This is a genomic window from Azospirillum sp. RU38E (genome assembly GCF_900188385.1).
Classification (GTDB): domain Bacteria; phylum Pseudomonadota; class Alphaproteobacteria; order Azospirillales; family Azospirillaceae; genus Niveispirillum.
Genome location: NZ_FZOI01000021.1, coordinates 1 through 17,976, shown reverse-complemented (window position 1 = coordinate 17,976; position 17,976 = coordinate 1). Strand labels below are relative to the sequence as shown.

The following is a 17,976-nucleotide window of genomic DNA, read 5'->3' as shown; positions in this document are numbered from 1 at the left end:
CTGCGCTATGGTTCACGCCATCATGACCGACGACCTGATCCTGCCGCCCCCGCCCGCCCCGCCGGAACCCTGCCGCATCTGCGGCAAGCCGGAAGACCTTTGCCTGTGCGCCGAGCTGGAGCCGGAGAAGACCCGCCTTCAGCTTCTGATCCTGCAACACCCGCAGGAACAGGATGTGGAGCTGGGTACGGCCCGTCTGCTGTCCGGGCAGATTGAAGGCTCTGTGGTGAAGGTTGGCCTTTCCTGGCCCTCCCTGTCCAAGGTGCTGGGCCGGCAGGTGGATCCCAAGCGCTGGGGCGTGCTGCATATGGGCAGCAAGGAAGAGGTGGCCAAGGTACCGCGCGGCGGCGTTGCCGTGTTCGGCCGCAAGGATGTGTCGCCGGAAAGCGACCTGATCCTGGCCGATCTGGAAGGCATTGTGCTGATCGACGGCACCTGGAGCCAGGCCAAGACCCTGTGGTGGCGCAATGCCTGGCTGCTGAAGCTGCGGCGCATCGTCATCCACCCGGATTTCCGCTCTGCCTATGGCACCGTGCGCAAGGAACCGCGCCGCGAAAGCGTCTCCACCCTGGAGGCCGGGGCCTTTGTCTTCGGCAAGCTGGAAGGCGATCCCGGTTTGCAGGAACGGCTGCTGGAACCGTTTGAGGAATTGCTGAAGCGCTGGCGCAACCGCCGCCGCCGTCCCGGTGCCAAGCCGGCCCCGGTGGCGGAGGGCTGAGCCGCTGCGGCGGCTGAAATAACCTGAACGCCGGGGTACTTTCGCAGGACCCCGGCGTTCGGCCGGATCAAATGGGCTTGACCGGGATGGTCAGGAAGGCGCTGGCATCGCCCCGGCGCACCTGGATCAGGGCGTTCTTGCGGCCGGCCTTGGCCGCGGCACTCACCTGGGCCGACACGTCGGCCGGCTTGGCAACCGGCGTATTGTTGACCGACTGGATCACATCGCCGGCCCGCAGACCCTCCACATCACCCGGCACATCCAGTACCACCACGCCGCTGACATCCTCATCCAGTTGCAGGCGTTCCCGCCACTGGTCGTTCAGGCTGGACAGTTTCAGGCCGGCCACCTCTGTGCCTTCCTCCTTGGCGGCACCGCCACGGGCGATGCGCTGGTCGGGGCTGGTGGGGGCCTGGGCGACGGTGATCTTCAGGTCACGCGCCTTGCCATCGCGCCAGACGCTCAGATCCACCTTGGCACCGGGATTGACCATGCCGACATGGCGGGCCAGATCGCGGGTGTCCTTCATCGGCTTGCCATCGGCGGACAGCACCACGTCACCGGCCTTCAGCCCGCCCTTTTCCGCCGGGCTCTTCGCTTCCACGCCGGCAATCAGGGCGCCTTCGGGCTTGGGCAGGCCCAGGCTGTCGGCCAGTTCCTTGGTCATGGGCTGCAGGCTGACGCCCAGCCAGCCGCGATCAATCTTGCCGTTCTGCTTCAGCGTCTCCAGCACCGGCTTGGCCATGTTGGACGGGATGGCAAAGCCGATCCCGACCGAACCGCCATTGGGGGAGAAGATGGCCGTGTTGATGCCGATGACATCGCCGGCCATGTTGAAGGTCGGCCCGCCGCTATTGCCCCGGTTGATGGAGGCATCCAGCTGCAGGTAATCATCATAGGGGCCGGAGCCGATGGCGCGGCTGCGGGCCGACACGATGCCGGCGGTCACCGTGCCGCCCAGGCCAAACGGGTTACCCACGGCAATCGCCACATCGCCCACGCGCACCTTGTCACTGTCGGCAAATTTCAGGGCGGCCAGCGGCTTGTCGGCCTTCACCTTCAGCACGGCCAGATCGGTGCGCTCATCCTCGCCCACAATCTCAGCGGCGCGTTCGGTGCCATCCTGGAAGGTGACGGTCACTTCATCGGCATCGGCGATGACATGGCGGTTGGTGGCGACATAGCCCGAGGCGTCAAAGACAAAGCCGGAACCCAGGGCGCGGGCCTGCGGGGCGCGGCCACCGCCGCCATTGCCACCGCCCTGGCCATCCGGCAGGCCGGGCACCCCGAAGCGGCGCAGGAATTCTTCAAAGCCCGGCGGCATGTCGCGCATCACCGGACGGTCGGGGGCATTCTTAGCGGCGGTGATGGTGACGACGGCGGGCGACACACGCTCCACCAGATCGGCGACACCGCCCTTTTCCATCACTTCCGACGGGGCTGCGAAGGCCTGGGGGGCGAAGGCTGGCACAAAGCCGCCCAGCAGGGCGGTGCCGGCCAACAGGGCGGCGCCCATATTGCGCCGAAGAGCCCCGGTCTTACGGACGGTCATCTGTCTGCTCCATTCTTGTTACGCCACCATCAGGGCCGGCGCTGGCCGGCGGTGGTGGCTATTTCGATGAACGCATCCTGACAGAAGGTGGCCAACGCCGATCTGTCAGGCCGATGAAAATTCTGTCATCCGGGCAGTGGCTGCCCCAGGTTTTGTTCTGCCCGTTTTCAAGGCCCGATTGGATGAAACTTTGTTCATCTTCGTGAAAGGGGGCTGTCACGGGGCCGGGGTTAGGTTGGTCTCATGGATCGGCGGGCAACCCCACAGTCCCCCACTTCCCCTCGCCCCCCGATCCTGGCGCCGCCGGAAACACACCCCACCCCGAACGTTTCCGGCGGCCCATCCCTGTCTCTCTATTCCCATTACCCCTGCCTGGCGGCCGGGCGGTTCCCCAACCGCCCGGCCCTTTTCTTTATATAAGTTCCCTCAGGCGCCGGGCGCCGCCTCCGGCGGCTTGGCTCACGCGGCACGTGCCGCGCGGCGGCGGTCGCCGCCGTATGCCAGGGAATCTGGCCCGTGAGTAGATCACGTTGGCGTCATGCGACAGAGAGGCTAGACTGGTCCGATCATGAAGATCCTTGTCATCGAAGACGACCGCGCCACCGCCGATTACCTGACCAAGGGCTTGAAAGAGGCCGGGCATGTGGTCGATCATGCCGATAATGGCCGCGACGGGCTGTTCCTGGCCGCCTCAGAACCCTATGACGCGCTGGTGGTGGACCGGATGCTGCCCGGCCGCGACGGGCTGTCCCTGCTGGAGGTGCTGCGCGCCACCGGCAATGACACCCCGGCCCTGGTACTGTCGGCGCTGGGCTCCGTCGATGACCGGGTCAAGGGGTTGCGCGCCGGGGCCGATGATTACCTGACCAAGCCCTTCGCCTTTGCCGAACTGCTGGCCAGGCTGGAGGTGATGCAGCGCCGCACCAAGGGGGCCGGCAGCGGCGGCCCCGTCACCAAATTGCAGATCGCCGATCTGGAAATGGACCTGCTGGCCCGCACGGTGAAGCGCGGGGCCAAGCCGGTGGACCTGTTGCCGCGCGAATTCCAGTTGCTGGAATATTTGCTGCGCAATGCCGGCAATGTGGTCACACGCACCATGCTGCTGGAAAATGTCTGGGATTATCATTTTGACCCGCAGACCAATGTGATCGACGTGCATATCGCCCGGCTGCGCCAGAAGATCGACAAGGATCATGAAGTGCCGCTGATCCATACCGTCCGTGGTGCGGGATATTCGCTGCGTGAGCCGGTTTAGCTTCCTTCGCACCACCACCTTCCGGCTGGCAGCCTTCCATATGGGGCTGTTCATCCTGTCGGTGGTGGTGGTGCTGGCCGTGGTCTATTGGTTCACGGCCGGCTTCATCAACCGCCACACGGAAGAAACCGTGCTGCGGGAGGTGCAGGAACTGTCCAACGCGATGAATGATCGCGGGCGGATCGGCCTGCTGCGCTTGATCTCTGAGCGGGCAGGGGACCACCGCACCGACATGATCTATGCCGTCGCCAGCCCGACGGGGGAGATCATCGCCGGCAATCTGGCCAATTGGCCGCTGCCCAATACGGCTGCCGGCTGGATCGAATTCGACATCAAGAATCGGGGGGAGCCGGGGCGCAAACGCTCTGCCGTTGCCATCATCCTGCCGGTGCATGATCTGGGCTGGCTGCTGGTCGGGCATGACATGACCGACCGTTACCTGCTGCGCGGCCAGATTCTGCTGGGCATGATCTGGGCCGTCTCCCTGGCCCTGGTCATCGGCGTCATCGGGGCCGTCTATATGAGCCGGCGGGTGGCGGAGCGGGTGGAGAAGATCAACCGCACCATCGACCGCATCACCGCCGGTTCCTTCGCCGACCGCCTGGAGGTGACGGGATCAGGCGATGAGATCGACCGGCTGGTCACCAAGCTGAACCGCATGTTGGATGAGATTGCGCGGCTGATGCTGGGGATGCGGCAGGTGACCGACAATGTGGCGCATGATCTGCGCACCCCCTTGTCCCGCCTGCGCGCCCGGCTGGAACTGGCGCAATTGGAACCCGACCTGCCGGATGCCCAGGCAGCCACGCTGGAACAGGCAATTGCGGAGATCGACCGGCTGTTGGGCGTGTTCAACGCCATCCTGACCATCGCGGCGGCAGAAACTGGGCGGGCGCGGGCGGATTTCGAGCCGGTGGACCTGTCCGCCCTGGTGGCGGAAGTGGCGGAACTGTACGAACCGCTGGCGGAGGAAAAGGGCCTGACCCTGGAACTGGCTAATGCCGATCCGGTCAGTGTCAGCGGCAGCCGGCAATTGCTGGCCCAACTGGCCAGCAATCTGGTGGAAAATGCCGTGAAGTACGCCAGTCCCGGCGGGCATGTGCAGGTGGCGGCCGGCCATGATCTGGCCAGCGGGCGGCCGCTGTTGAGCGTGGCCGATGACGGTCCGGGCATCCCCGCTGACCAGCGGGACAAGGTGCTGGAACGCTTTGTCCGGCTGGAGGCGCATCGCGGCACGCCGGGCCATGGGCTGGGCCTGTCGCTGGTGGCCGCTGTTGCCCGGCTGCATGATGCTGACCTGCTGCTGGACGATCACCGCCCTGGCATGGAGCACCCCGGCCTGCGCGTCAGCCTGCGCTTTCCGGGGTGACGGAAGAGGGTAGGGGATTTCCCCCATAACGGGAAACCCTGTTGGCTTTCTCTTTTATGTCATGCAGAAATGAAAACGGCGGACCGGAATAGGCCGGCCCGCCGTACTCGGAGGTGACGACATGGGTAAAATGTCGTGGCTCCTGGTGCTCCGGATCCCCGTCTGGCGGCGGCGTGTGTTGCACGTCGTCATCAGCGTGGGCCGGGCCTAGGAGTGGGTGGGACGGTATTACGAGTACCGTCCCACCTGCTTCCGACGATAACCGAATCGGCGGCTTGAGTCCACAGTCAGCCAGTTCCACCCAGCACTCCCCTTCAACGGGAAACCCTGTTGGCTTTCTCTTTTATGTCATGCAGAAATGAAAACGGCGGACCGGAATAGGCCGGCCCGCCGTACTCGGAGGTGACGACATGCAGAAAATGTCGTGGGTCCTGGTGCTCCGTATCCCCGTCTGGCGGCGGCGTGTATTGCACGTCATCATCAGCGTGGGCCGGGCCTAGGAGTGGGTGGGACGGTACTCGCAATACCGTTCCACCTGCCTCCGACTATAACCGAATCGGTTGCTTGAGTCCACAGCCGGCCCGTTACCGGATCAGCTCAGGCCCTTCTGACCCATATCCAGGAACTTCTGGCGGCGGTTATGGCGCAGCGTGCCGCCATCCACCCCGCGCAGCCCTTCCAGCGCGTCTTCAATGGCATTGCCCAGCGCATGGATGGTTTCTTCCCGGCGGCGATGGGCGCCGCCGATGGGTTCCTGCACCACGCGGTCAATGACGGCCAGATCCTTCAGATCCTGCGCGGTCAGGCGCAGGGCCTGGGCGGCATCGGCGGCATTGGCGGCGGATCGCCACAGGATACCGGCACAGCCCTCGGGCGAGATCACCGAATAGATCGAATGTTCCAGCATCAGCACGCGGTCGGCGGCGGCAATGGCGATGGCCCCGCCGGACCCGCCCTCACCAATGATGGTGGAAACCATCGGCACCTTCAGGCGCAGACAGGTTTCAATCGATTTGGCGATGGCTTCCGCCTGACCACGCTCCTCGGCCGAAACGCCGGGGAAGGCGCCGGCCGTATCAACCAGGGAGATTACCGGCAGATGGAACCGGTCGGCCATCTGCATCAGGCGCTGGGCCTTGCGATACCCTTCGGGCTTGGCCATGCCGAAATTGTGCCGCACGCGGCTTTCGGTGTCGTTGCCCTTTTCCTGGCCGATGACGACCACGGAACGGCCCCGGAAACGGCCCAGCCCGCCGACAATGGCGCGATCTTCGCCGAACAGCCGGTCACCGGCCAGGGGCGTAAAATCGCTGATCAGCGCGTTGATATAATCCAGGCAATGCGGCCGGTTCGGGTGGCGGGCCACCTGCACCTTCTGCGCCGGGGTCAGCTTGGCGTAGGTGGAGCGCAGCAGCTTGTCCACCTTGTCCTGCAGCTTCTTGACCTCGTCGGCGATGTTCAGGTCGCCGCCATCGGCCAGATGGCGCAGTTCCTCGATCTTGGATTCCAGTTCCGCGATCGGCTTTTCAAATTCAAGGAAGTGCATCGGGGTGATGGATTCTGCCCTTTGACGAAGTCGGCTGCTTAACACAGCTATCGGCGGGGGGCCACCCTGTTCATGTGCAGGGCTGTGGTGTAACGCCAAAGAGACGGGAAAAACGGCCCCCCGGCGGCATGGTCTGCCACCGGGGGGCCTTGTTGTCAGGCCGCGAACAGGCTTTCCGCCACGTCGAACTCGGCTTCCGTCTTGCTCTTGATTTCCTCCAGCGTCACGCCGGGGGCCAGTTCGATCAGGGTCGGCTTGCCGTGGCCATGCTTGTCGATGCTGAACACGCCCAGGTCAGTCACCACCAGATCAACCACGCGGGTGCCGGTCAGCGGCAGGTTGCAGGCTTTCAGCAGCTTGGGTTCCAACGCACCCGTCTTCTTGTCGACGGCGCAATGTTCCATCACCACCACCACCTTCTTCACGCCGGCCACCAGATCCATGGCGCCGCCCATGCCCTTGACCATCTTGCCGGGGATCATCCAGTTGGCCAGATCGCCATTGGCGGCCACCTGCATGGCGCCCAGCACAGACAGGTCGATATGGCCGCCACGGATCATGGCGAAGCTGTCAGCGCTGCTGAAATAGCTGCTGTAGGGCAGCTCGGTGATGGTCTGCTTGCCGGCATTGATCAGGTCGGCATCCTCCTCCCCCTCAAACGGGAAGGGGCCCATGCCCAACATGCCATTCTCCGACTGCAGGGTGACATGCATCCCGGCCGGGATATAGTTCGCCACCAGGGTCGGGATACCGATACCCAGATTGACATAAAAACCGTCGCGCAGTTCCTTCGCAGCGCGGGCGGCCATTTCATCGCGGGTCCAAGCCATGGTCCGTTTCTCCCTTGCCCTTAGTCGCGCTTACGCGTGGTGCGCTGTTCGATGCGCTTCTCGTGGCTGCCCTCGATGATGCGCTGCACGAAAATGCCCGGCGTATGCACATGGTCGGGGTCGATGGTGCCGACATTGACCAGCTGCTCCACCTCCGCCACGGTGATCTTGCCGGCCATGGCCATCATCGGGTTGAAGTTGCGCGCCGTCTTCCGATAGATCAGATTGCCTTCGGTATCGCCCTTCCAGGCCTTCACGATGGCCAGATCGGCGCGCAGCCAGCTTTCCATCACATAGGTCTCGCCATCGAACTGGCGCAGTTCCTTGCCTTCCGCCACCAGGGTGCCCACACCCGTCTTGGTGAAGAAGGCGGGGATGCCCGCCCCGCCAGCGCGGATGCGTTCGGCCAGCGTGCCCTGTGGATTGAATTCCAGCTCCAGCTCACCCGACAGATATTGCTGCGCGAACAGCTTGTTCTCCCCCACATAGGAGGAGACCATCTTGGCGACCTGCTTGGTTTCCAGCAACTGGCCCAGGCCGAAGCCATCGACGCCGGCATTGTTGGAAATCACCGTCAAGCCCTTCACGCCCGACAGTTTGATGGCGGCGATCAGGTTTTCGGGAATGCCGCACAGGCCGAAGCCCCCGGCCATGATGGTCATGTCGTCGCGCAATACGCCCGCCAAGGCGGCGACGGCATCAGGATAGACCTTCTTGCTCATCGGATCTCCTGTCGGCCTCCCTATCGTTGGCCCGGTCAATTCATCGGGTTGCGGCTGCGCGGGCATTCTACCACCCACCTGCCATGGATGGGGATATGCTCAGGTCCGCACCCTGTCAATCTGACACAGTGCCAACAATTCATCCATTGATGAATTTGCTGTGGATAACTTGTTATGCGATAGATTGCTGCCTGATCCCTTCGGTCATCATGATGGCCGAAGGGACGGCGGCGACTGCCGCCGCGCGGCACGTGCCGCGTGAGCCAAGGCGGCGGAGCCGCCGCCCGGCGATTGAGGGGGCGTGCCAAAGCCGCAGGGCATGGGACGGCTGCTTGTCCGGTGGGTGGACAGGGCAGGGGGCTTGGCGTTACAGCAGCTTTTTAAGCCTTGGTGCCCCTGAAAATGTCCTCCGACTTCCTGCTTTCCACCTTTATCGCCTTCTTTGTCACCATCGATCCGATCGGGTTGGGGCCGATGTTTGCCGGCCTGTCGGCGGGCATGGATGCCCGGCTGCGCCGGCGCACGGCCATCAAGGGCGTGACCATCGGCACCATCCTGCTGTTCGGTTTCGCCTTTGTCGGCGATCTGCTGTTGAAATCGCTGGGCATCAGCACGGCGGCCTTCCGTATTGCTGGCGGTATTCTGCTGTTGCTGGTGGCCATTGAAATGGTGTTCGCCCGGGAAAGCGGCCTGCGCACCGCCACGGAAGATGAAAAGCAGGAGGCGCGGCACCGCGCCGATATCTCTGTTTTCCCCCTGGCCATTCCGCTGATCGCCGGGCCGGGGGCCATGACCTCCACCGTGTTGCTGATGGGCCGCGCTCAGGGCGATCCGCTGATGCAGGTGGCGGTGCTGGGGGTGCTGGCGCTGGTGCTGCTGTCTACCCTGGTCTGCCTGCTGTTCGCGGGCGAGGTATCCAAGCTGCTGGGTGTCACCGGGATCAATGTGATTAACCGGGTGCTGGGCATCCTGCTGACGGCGCTGGCCTGTCAGTTCGTCATCGACGGGATTATTGAGAGCGGGATTATCAAGTAGGGGGGGCTGGTTTAAATCGAACCGGAATGGCTATCACTCCCGTCACCCCGGCGCAGGCCGGGGTCCAGTTTCGTAGAGCATGGTGCCCTTGATTCTGGACCCCGGCCTGCGCCGGGGTGACGGTGGGGGATGCCTCAATCTGATGCCGATAAACGCTCAGTCGCGGGAAAAGCCGGATCGTTTCAGAGCGTCCCCAACCCCCAACTCAATTCTTGATCGGCACCTGGAGTTCCACCGCGGCATCGCGGCCTTCGGTGATGTCCAGGGTGCGGAAGTCGAAATCGCGTTCCGGGCCTTTGAACACATCATATTCCAGCACCCGGTCCACGCTGTTATCGGCATGGAAGGTCAGCACCTTGGGCTTGATGCTGTAAAGCTGGTCCGGGGTGATGCTGGCGGAGGCGGCGATGATCACCTCATCCCCCTTCTGGCAGGTGCGGGCGGCCGCACCGTTCAGCACACAGGCCTTGGAGCCCGGCTCGCCGAAAATCACGTAGGTGGAGATGCGGGCGCCGCTGCTCTTGTTCCAGATCTCCACGAATTCCAGCGGATAGATGCCGGCCAGGGCGCATTGTTCCGGGTCCAGCGTGATGGAGCCGTGATAGTTCAGATCGGCGCCGGTGACGCGGATACCGTGGAACTTGGCGCGGACGATCTTGATCATGGTGGCGGTCATTTCCCTGGAATGTTCTGCGGGGCTTTCCGGTGCTCAGCCGATGCGGCCGGCGACCGGTGCCCGGTTGGTGACGATGGTATGGGAAATCCGGCAGGCTTTGGCAATGGTGCTGGCGGCCTCTGCCGCTGCATCGGCGCTGCGCGCGTGGATCAGGGCCAGCGGCCGATCTTCCTGCCGCCCGACCTTGACGCCCAGCGGGGCCATGTTGGTCAGGCCGACGGCGGCATCAATGCCGTCGCTGGGCCGCACCCGCCCGCCGCCCAGCCCCACCAGGGCCAGCCCGATGGCGCGCACATCCTGGGCCGCCAGGAACCCCTCTTCCAGGGGCCAGACCGGCAGGGTCACCGGGGCCTGGGCCAGATAGGCATCCGGCCGTTCCAGCAGGTCCGCCGGGCCGCCCAAGGCCGCCACCATGCGGGCGAAACGCTCTGCGGCGGCCCCGCTGTCCAGTGCGCGGGTCACCTTGGTTTCGGCGTCGGCCAGATCGGCGGCCAGCCCGCCCAGCAGCAGCAGTTCGGCGGCCTGCGCCCGCGTCACCTGCCACAGCCGTTCATCGCGGGCCCCGCCGGTCAGCAGGGTCAGGCATTCCCGCACCTCCACCGCATTGCCGGCACTGTCGCCCAGCACCTGATCCATATCGGTCAGCAGTGCGACGGTGGGCAGGCCCGCCCCCTTGGCGGCCTGCACCAGTGCCTGGGCCAGCGCTTCGGCGCGGGGATATTCCGGCATGAAGGCGCCGGAGCCGAATTTCACATCCAGCACCAGCCCGCCCAGCCCGGCGGCCAGCTTCTTGGACAGGATAGAGGCGGTGATCAGGTCCACGCTTTCCACCGTGGCCGTGACATCGCGGATGGCATAAAGCCGCCGGTCTGCCGGGGCGATATCCGCCGTGGCGCCGACAATGGCACAGCCGACCGACGCCACCACCCGGCGCAGCAAGGGCGTGTCAGGTTGGCCGACATAGCCGGGAATGGCGTCCATCTTGTCCAGCGTGCCGCCGGTATGACCCAGCCCGCGCCCGGAAATCATCGGCACAAAGCCGCCGCAGGCAGCGATGATGGGGGCCAGGATCAGGCTGACCTTGTCGCCGACACCGCCGGTGGAATGTTTGTCCAGCACCGGGCCGGGCAGGGCATCGGGCTGCCAGTCCAGCACGCTGCCGGATGCCGTCATGGCGCGCAGCAGGGCGATACGTTCGGGCAGTTCCATGCCGCGCAGATAGACGGCCATGGCGAAAGCGGCGGCCTGCCCCTCCGACACGCTGCCATCGGCGATGCCGGTGACGAAGGCGGCGATTTCGGCCGCTGTCAAGGCACCGCCATCGCGTTTGGTGCGGATGATCTCCTGCGGCAGAAAAAAGCTCAATGCCTCACCCTTTTCAATTTTCAGCGCGGGCCACCCGTGCGGGCAGGCCCCCCTAGCGCGGGCCACCGCGCGGGCACGCCATGGTGATGGGGTCCACGCGGTAGAACCCGTCCAGCCCCGGATGCAGCGGCGCCGACATGCGCAGCGCCACCGGCCGCAGCAACGGCACATCCCGGCCGCCCTTCTGCAGGGCGGCGCGGTTGGGGGTGCTGGTCAGCGCGTGTCCCAGGGCGCGGGCCAGATCCTTGTCCACCGCCGGGCCGGCGATCCAGACCACCGGCTGCATCAATGTATCCACGCCCTGGATGCCGGGATAGACCCCATCACCGATGCGGCCGACAGAACCGAACGGATGCAGGCCGGACAGGCGGCCCGCCGCCTCCCCCGCCACCGGCAACAGGCGCAGTTGCGCAGCGTCACCATGGGCGGTCAGGTCGGCCAGGGCGGCATCGGGGACGGGGGCGATGCGGAACAGCGCATCCACTTGACCGCCGGCCAGCGCTGCCAGCGCCTCTTCCCCCACCAGTTCCACGGCACGGATATCCTGACGGCGCAGCCCGTGGGCGGACAGGATACGCTCGGCCAGCAGGCGGGCAGGGCTGCCGGCGGGGCCGATGGCCACGCGCTTGCCCTTCAGCCCGGCAATGCTGTCGGCCCTGGCATCGGCGCGCACCAGCACATGCAGCGCCTCGTCATACATTTCCCCCAGAATGGTGATGCTGTCGGGGTTGGCGGACTGGCAGCGGGCAGCATAGACACGGTCGGCCGGCACCAGCCCGGTTTCCAGACGGCCCGCGGCCACATCGGCGACGATATCGGCGCTGCGCGCCTGTGCCTGGGCCAGCGCCACCATGCCGGGCACACCACAGGCCCGATCATCGGCGCAGGCCGGCATTCCGGGCGGGCGTGACAGCATGGCGGCCAGGGAGGCGCCCATGTCAAAGCCCCGCTCGCCGGTTTCCACCACGCCAATGCGCAGATAGCGCACCACCAGATCGGGATCGGCCGGCGCACGTGCCAGAGCGGCCAGCCCCACCACCAGGGGCAGGCAAAGGGGAAGGATCAGCCAGGATTTACGGGACATGGGTGCAAAACGCCGGGCACAGCCAAAGTTGGCCCAGATCGCCCGGAACCCAAGGGGAAGTCAAATGCCGCCAGCGGATGGCAGCAATCTCCCGCTATCGGTCGGATATCACAATGGCGCTTCAGGATTTGTAAAGTTTCGCGCCGGGCGTTGTGTGTCCCATCACCCCGCCTTGTCGCAGGTTGCACGGTCATCGGACAGCGGGCGGCAGGTCAGGCCACCATTGCTTTTGAAATTATTGTTGCCGGTGCGGCGGACGGAAACATTGTTGGTGAACTGCACCCAGCCGGCACTGCCCCAGTGCGAACTGATGCCGTTGGAAAAGGAAAGCGCACCGTTCTGGCCCTTATAGACGGTGGTGCCGTCCATATAACGGATGCGCCCTTCCTCATCCTCCGTTGCCACGGCACCATTGCTGCATTTCACCACCGGGGTGGCGGCTTCGTGCCGTTCACAGGTCAGCGGGGCCTGACCGCCGGAAAGGATCATGGCGTACAGCGCCACTTCGAACACGTTGAGAGCCATTCGCCATCCCCTTCCCGTTATTGTTCAGCAGCGGTGCTGTTGCCCCTCACTTCCCCGCCACGATAAAAAGTCGGCGGAACGGGAACAAGGTGTTGCCATCCCTCTCTGTCGGATAGGCAGCCCTTAGCCTTTCGGCATAGAGGTCGCGGAAGGTGGCGGCCATATCCTCATCCAGCCGCGCCATCACCGGCAGCAAGGTGGTGCCCTTCACCCATTCCAGCACCGGGTCCGTGCCCGGCAGAATGTGCAGATATTCCGTCTCCCAAATATCAATCTGCCGGCAATGCGGGCGCAGCAGCCGGTAATAGGCATCGGCTGCCTGCACCGCTTCATGGTGCAGCGCCCCTTTCAACGCCGCTGCCCAGGGGCCGTCGGCCGCCAGTTCCTGCAAAATCCGGTGTGAGGGGGCGTTGAAATTGCGCGGCATCTGCACCGCCAGCACACCATCGGCCGCCAGGGCGCGGGCCAGTTGCGGGAACAGGGCGTGATGATCGGGCAGCCAGTGCAGGGCGGCGTTGGAGAAGATCAGGTCAACCGGCCGGCCCGGCCGCCATTGCGCGGCATCGCCCAGTTCCCAGATGATGCCGGACGGTTCGGCCGCCGCCTTGGCCAGCATGGCCCGATCATTATCCACGCCGGTGACACGGGCGCGGGGATAATTCTGCCCCAGCAGCCGGGTTAGATAACCGGTGCCGCAGCCCAGATCGACAATCTGTTCAGGTTCCAGCGGCGGGATGGCGGCCAGCAGGTCCAGGCCCGGCCGTTCGCGGGCCGCCCGGAAAAGCTCATATTGTGCTGGATTCCAGGCCATGATGCCCCTTTGCTGTTGCCTGTGCCGCCGGCACGCCGATCAGGGCGCGCACCGGCAGATGGTCGGATGCCAGCCGCGTCTGGCGGGTGCGGACGACACCGTACCCGGCCAGACGCAGATCGGACGAAACAAAGATACGATCCAATCGCAGCGTCGGCAACTTGGCGTGAAAGCTGCGCGGGGCGGCGCAATCCGGCAGGCGGGCGGAAAGCCGGCGCAGACAGCGGGCGGACGGCAGCCATTCATTCAGGTCGCCCATGAACAGGGTGGGCAGCGGCGGCACCCGATCCAGATAGGCCAGGATGCGGCCCACCTGGGCATTGCGTTCCCACGGGTCCAGCCCGAAATGCGCCACCATCACCCGCACCTCCACCCCCGGCGCCAGTTCCAGCCTTGCTGCCAGAGCGCCGCGGGGTTCCCGCATCGGCTGCGACAGGTCGATCGGGTCTACCCCCTTGACCGGCAGCCGGGTCAGCAGGGCATTGCCATAATGGGCGCTGCGGTGGTGCTTGGTGGGGGCTGCCAGCGCCCGCATCCCCGTCTGTTCGGCCAGATAGGCGAACTGGTCCAGCCCCATTTCCCCGCGATGGTGCCAGCCCACCTCCTGCAGGCCGATGGCATCCACCCCCAGCCCCCGGATCACCTGGGCGATGCGGTCGGGGGCGAAACGGGCATCGATGCCGACACTGGAATGGATGTTCCAGGACGCGATATGCAGGGGCAGATGGCCATCCGGCAGGGTCTGGTGCCGTTCATCGGGAATCGGCTTCCGCCCCGGCTGGTCCAGCCCCCGGCGGCCGCGCAGCCGGTTCAGCAAAGCGATGGCAGGGGCGATGCGGCGGGGGCTGGGCGGCTGGGTCATGCGGCGTTTCCGGTGCTGGGTAAACAGCATCATAACGCCATTCCATGGCATGTCGCGCCGCGGCTGCGCATAAAAAAGGCGTCCGGGCCGGAGCCGGACGCCTTTGAAGCAGCCATCGCCCGTTCAGCACGGGCGATGGTGACCAGACCGATCAGGCAGCCTGCTTGCGCTGTTCACCAGCAGCAACGAAGGTGCGGATCATCGTCTCGATGATCTCGCCCATTTCTTCGTTGGACTGGGCGGTGACCAGGAAACGGTCAACGACGATGGCGTCTTCCGACCAGGTGGCGCCAGCGGCTTCCAGGGCGGGCTTCACGCTTTCCGGGCCGGTGACAACGCGGGTCTTCACGCGGTCGGCCACGGCCAGCAGCTCCACGCCACGGCCAAAGGCGGCGACGCCCTTGCCGGCATCCATGAAGCTGCCGATGATGCGGCGGGTGTGCGGGTTGCTGGCCAGCTTGGCCACCGAACGGTCACCGCCCGGCAGGACCAGCAGGTCGAAATCGGCGGCCAGCACGTCACCGACATGACGGTCGGTCGGGAAATAATGGCCCCAGGCGGAACCATGCCAGCCATTCACCAGGCCCTGCTCGGGGGAGATGATCTTCGGCTTGGCGCCAGCCTTCAGCAGCGCGCGCTGCGGCTCGGTCATTTCCAGCTCTTCGAAGCCGTTGGCCACGAGGATGGCAATGTTCTTTCCGGCAAGCAGTTGATCGGTCAAGGTCTCGTCTCCTTCAAGTTGGGCCGTCCGGGTCTTCGGCTGCCATGCCCCCTTGGGGTGGACAGGGAAGACGGGACGGCGATGCCACGGCCGGGCCGTGGCACAAATTGCGCGTCATGCCGAAATTAGCGCCGATGCCCGCGCGGCCGGTGGCCATTGGGGATATGGGCCGAACGGCCGATCTGTTCCCACCCGGCAATTGCGGGGTGGGGCGGCCATGGCACCCCCCGGCTCCAGCCTGGGAACGGGGGCGGTTTACGTCTTTTTCTGCATGACGCGCTAATTGGCCTTTTGGCGGCGCAACGTCAATCCGCAATTCAGGTAGGGCAGCCATCCCGAAGGCAGCTGTGCGGGAAATGAAGGCCGGTCCCGCACTGGTTGGGCGATTTTTTCGGCTGGTTTGCGGCCGTTTACCGCTGGGGGCGCCGCACCATGACCAGATCCAGACCATCCTCCCGCTCTGCCATGAAACCGGCACGCTGCAACATGCCGGTGGCGGGGTTGTCATAGAAGATGGCGGTGGTGATGCTGTCCCCCGCCATATCGGCCAGGGCGCAGATGGCGCGCAATGCCTCCGCCCCCAGCCCCTGGCCGCGCAATGCGGGCAGGATCACCAGTTCCAGCAGGGTCATCCGCCCCCTGGCATGGCGGTCCAGCACCACCAGCCCCACCGGCTCCCCCTTGTTGAACAGTAGCAGGGTGACGGCTTCCGGGTGGCCGCGCCGGTACAGGTTCAGCCGACCTTCCACTTGGACCGTGATCATCATGCCGCGCGCGGCCGGCGGCGTGCTGCTCAGCATCTCTTCCGCGTCGGCATGGATGATGCGGCGCAGGGCGGGCCGGTCGCTGGGCAGGGCGATCTGCACAGACAATCGTTCAAACCGGGCGGCCAGCAAGGCCGCGAGATCTTCGTCAAGCGCGTCCAGCATCTGACACCGAATGGGGAAGGACCATAACAGGCTACACGCATAGCGCGTCTGCCCGGCCCTGACATGTGAACTGCTTCACAGGTCAGGGAAACCCTTTCCCATCGGCGTCGGCGGCGGGATCAGCCGACAGCGGGCAGCGGATGATCGCGGAAGCGCTGGCGCAGATCGGTTTTCAGCAATTTGCCGGTGGCGGTATGCGGCAGCGACTCGACAAAAACAATGTCGTCGGGCAGCCACCATTTGGCAACTTCCCCCTCCAGGAAACGCATCAGCTCGGCGCGTTCCACGCTCTGCCCCGGCTTGCGCACCACCACCAGCAGGGGGCGTTCCACCCATTTCGGGTGCGGCACCCCGACCACGGCGGCTTCCTGCACTGCCGGATGGCCCATGGCGGCATTTTCCAGATCGATGGAACTGATCCATTCGCCGCCGGATTTGATGACATCCTTGGCCCGGTCAACGATGCTCATCGCCCCGTCCGGGCCGATCACCGCCACGTCGCCGGTGCGGAACCAGCCATCGTGGGTGAAGGCGCCGTTATTGGCCTTCTCGTCCTTGTAATAGGCCTTGGTGATCCAGGGGCCGCGCACCACCAGTTCGCCGTAAGCGCTGCCGTCGCGCGGCTGCTCGGTGCCATCCGGCCCGATGATGCGCATTTCCACGCCATAGATCGGGCGCCCCGCCCGCATCTTGGCATCGTGCTGCTGTTCCAGCGGCAGGGTCGCCTCGGCCGGGGACAGGGTGCCGATACTGCCGACGGGCGACAGTTCGGTCATGCCCCAGCCCTGGAAACAGTCGATGCCGTGGCTTTCAAATTCCTCCAGCATGGCGCGCGGCATGGCCGATCCGCCCACCGTCACCGCCTTCAGGCTGCTGAAGCGGGCGCCGCTGCTGCGCAGATGCGCCAGCAGCCCCAGCCAGACGGTGGGCACACCGGAGGAGACGGTGACCTTCTCCGTCTCCATCAATTCATAGATGCTTTTGCCATCCAGCCGGGGGCCGGGCAGCACCAGCTTGGCCCCGATGATGGCGGCGGCATAGGGATAGCCCCAGGCATTGGCGTGGAACAAAGGCACCACCACCAGCACATTGTCACGAGCCCGCACGCCCAGGCCGGCAATCACGCCGAAGGCGTGCAGCACCGATGAACGATGGCTGTAGAGCACGCCCTTGGGGTTGCCGGTAGTGCCGGAGGTGTAGCAGAGGCCGCAGGCCGTATTCTCATCGAATTCCGGCCAGTCAAAACTGTCCGGCTGGTCTGCCAGCAGCGTCTCGTAACAGAGCAGGCGGGGGATCGGGCTGCTGGCCGGCATGGCGGCGGCCGGGGCCAGCAGCACCACCCCCTCCACCCCCGTCAGGCGGGGCCAGAGCTGTTCCAGCAGCGGCAGGAACATCGGATCGATGAACAGCCAGCGATCCTCAGCATGGTTGATGATATAGACGATCTGATCGGGGAACAGGCGCGGGTTGATGGTGTGGCAGATGGCGGCGATGCCGGGCAGGGCGTAATACAGCTCCAGATGCCGGTGATCGTTCCAGGCCAGGGTGCCCACCCGATCCCCGGCCGCTACGCCCAGGGATGTCAGCGCATTTGCCAGTTTCTGCGTGCGGACCCAGGCATCACGCCAGCAATAGCTGTGCGGTGCCTCCGTGGCGAAACGCGCGGTGATGATCTGGTCGCCATAATTCTGCGCCGCATGGCGCAGCAGACCGGTCGTCAGCAGCGGCCGGTCCATCATCAAACCCTGCAACATACGCTATCCTCCCAGTGCCGTTATTTTTGGCTTTGCTGAGGGATAGAGTGGGGCCGTGGGAACGCTTTTTCCAGGGTAAATTTAAACGCTTGTTCCATTTCCCCGCTTGCAGGGGGACGGTCGCCATTTGGTATCAGTTTTCACCGACTTCGCGGACCCACCGTTGATGAAACTGGTGTTACTCTTATGGGAGCGCCGTCGGCACAGAGGTCGGTCGTCGTC

General features: G+C 65.1%; 17 protein-coding genes. 4 read left to right on the top strand and 13 right to left on the bottom strand.

Features of this window, described 5'->3' with window-relative positions:
- The first annotated feature begins 22 nt into the window (after nucleotides 1-22).
- On the top strand, nucleotides 23-718 hold the full coding sequence (locus CHB97_RS22375) for a tRNA-uridine aminocarboxypropyltransferase (protein WP_089290305.1): 696 nt from the start codon (nucleotides 23-25) through the stop codon (nucleotides 716-718).
- A gap of 67 nt (nucleotides 719-785) precedes the next feature.
- Here the strand turns inward: CHB97_RS22375 and CHB97_RS22370 are convergent, their stop codons facing one another.
- The gene (locus tag CHB97_RS22370) at nucleotides 786-2,270 is read right to left on the bottom strand and encodes a DegQ family serine endoprotease (RefSeq protein WP_089290241.1); all 1,485 of its coding nucleotides are present in this window, start codon (nucleotides 2,268-2,270) and stop codon (nucleotides 786-788) included.
- Between the two features lie 568 nt (nucleotides 2,271-2,838).
- Between CHB97_RS22370 and CHB97_RS22365 the strand changes: the two genes are divergently transcribed.
- Both CHB97_RS22365 and CHB97_RS22360 read left to right on the top strand, forming a co-directional pair.
- Nucleotides 2,839-3,525: a response regulator transcription factor gene (locus CHB97_RS22365; protein WP_089290240.1), complete on the top strand. Its 687-nt coding sequence runs from the start codon at nucleotides 2,839-2,841 to the stop codon at nucleotides 3,523-3,525.
- Nucleotides 3,512-4,894 (top strand): HAMP domain-containing sensor histidine kinase, encoded by a 1,383-nt coding sequence (locus CHB97_RS22360; RefSeq protein ID WP_244559672.1) that lies wholly within the window; start codon nucleotides 3,512-3,514, stop codon nucleotides 4,892-4,894. Before CHB97_RS22365 ends, CHB97_RS22360 begins: the two co-directional genes overlap by 14 nt.
- A 592-nt stretch (nucleotides 4,895-5,486) precedes the next feature.
- On the opposite strand, the gene CHB97_RS22355 is transcribed toward CHB97_RS22360, so the two are convergent.
- The 3 genes from CHB97_RS22355 to CHB97_RS22345 all read right to left on the bottom strand — a co-directional run bounded on the left by CHB97_RS22355 (nucleotide 5,487) and on the right by CHB97_RS22345 (nucleotide 7,992).
- Entirely contained in the window at nucleotides 5,487-6,440 is a 954-nt protein-coding gene (locus tag CHB97_RS22355; protein ID WP_089290239.1) for an acetyl-CoA carboxylase carboxyltransferase subunit alpha, read from the bottom strand.
- A gap of 155 nt (nucleotides 6,441-6,595) precedes the next feature.
- Entirely contained in the window at nucleotides 6,596-7,270 is a 675-nt protein-coding gene (locus CHB97_RS22350; RefSeq protein ID WP_089290238.1) for a CoA transferase subunit B, read from the bottom strand.
- Nucleotides 7,271-7,290: 20 nt separating this feature from the next.
- Nucleotides 7,291-7,992: a CoA transferase subunit A gene (locus CHB97_RS22345; protein ID WP_089290237.1), complete on the bottom strand. Its 702-nt coding sequence runs from the start codon at nucleotides 7,990-7,992 to the stop codon at nucleotides 7,291-7,293.
- 402 nt (nucleotides 7,993-8,394) lie between these two features.
- Here CHB97_RS22345 and CHB97_RS22340 point away from each other — a divergent pair, with 402 nt between their 5' ends.
- A complete protein-coding gene (locus CHB97_RS22340) occupies nucleotides 8,395-9,027 on the top strand; it encodes a MarC family protein (RefSeq protein WP_089290236.1) in 633 nt (210 codons plus the stop codon).
- 205 nt (nucleotides 9,028-9,232) lie between these two features.
- On the opposite strand, the gene panD is transcribed toward CHB97_RS22340, so the two are convergent.
- From panD to CHB97_RS22295, 9 genes are all read right to left on the bottom strand, one after another.
- The gene (gene panD, locus CHB97_RS22335) at nucleotides 9,233-9,691 is read right to left on the bottom strand and encodes an aspartate 1-decarboxylase (protein WP_089290303.1); all 459 of its coding nucleotides are present in this window, start codon (nucleotides 9,689-9,691) and stop codon (nucleotides 9,233-9,235) included.
- Between the two features lie 45 nt (nucleotides 9,692-9,736).
- Nucleotides 9,737-11,068: a thymidine phosphorylase gene (gene deoA, locus CHB97_RS22330; RefSeq protein WP_244559671.1), complete on the bottom strand. Its 1,332-nt coding sequence runs from the start codon at nucleotides 11,066-11,068 to the stop codon at nucleotides 9,737-9,739.
- Nucleotides 11,069-11,120: 52 nt separating this feature from the next.
- Complete coding sequence (locus CHB97_RS22325; RefSeq protein ID WP_089290234.1) at nucleotides 11,121-12,152, bottom strand: TAXI family TRAP transporter solute-binding subunit; 1,032 nt, start codon at nucleotides 12,150-12,152, stop codon at nucleotides 11,121-11,123.
- A gap of 162 nt (nucleotides 12,153-12,314) precedes the next feature.
- Entirely contained in the window at nucleotides 12,315-12,677 is a 363-nt protein-coding gene (locus tag CHB97_RS22320) for a hypothetical protein (RefSeq protein WP_089290233.1), read from the bottom strand.
- A 46-nt stretch (nucleotides 12,678-12,723) separates the two neighbouring features.
- The gene (locus CHB97_RS22315) at nucleotides 12,724-13,488 is read right to left on the bottom strand and encodes a methyltransferase domain-containing protein (RefSeq protein WP_089290232.1); all 765 of its coding nucleotides are present in this window, start codon (nucleotides 13,486-13,488) and stop codon (nucleotides 12,724-12,726) included.
- A complete protein-coding gene (locus tag CHB97_RS22310; protein WP_089290302.1) occupies nucleotides 13,463-14,350 on the bottom strand; it encodes an endonuclease/exonuclease/phosphatase family protein in 888 nt (295 codons plus the stop codon). The genes CHB97_RS22315 and CHB97_RS22310 overlap by 26 nt, the downstream gene beginning before the upstream one ends.
- Before the next feature lie 151 nt (nucleotides 14,351-14,501).
- On the bottom strand, nucleotides 14,502-15,071 hold the full coding sequence (locus tag CHB97_RS22305) for a DJ-1/PfpI family protein (protein ID WP_089290231.1): 570 nt from the start codon (nucleotides 15,069-15,071) through the stop codon (nucleotides 14,502-14,504).
- A 410-nt stretch (nucleotides 15,072-15,481) separates the two neighbouring features.
- A complete protein-coding gene (locus tag CHB97_RS22300; protein WP_089290230.1) occupies nucleotides 15,482-16,000 on the bottom strand; it encodes a GNAT family N-acetyltransferase in 519 nt (172 codons plus the stop codon).
- A gap of 119 nt (nucleotides 16,001-16,119) precedes the next feature.
- Nucleotides 16,120-17,754 (bottom strand): long-chain fatty acid--CoA ligase, encoded by a 1,635-nt coding sequence (locus CHB97_RS22295; protein WP_089290229.1) that lies wholly within the window; start codon nucleotides 17,752-17,754, stop codon nucleotides 16,120-16,122.
- Between the last annotated feature and the right edge of the window lie 222 nt (nucleotides 17,755-17,976).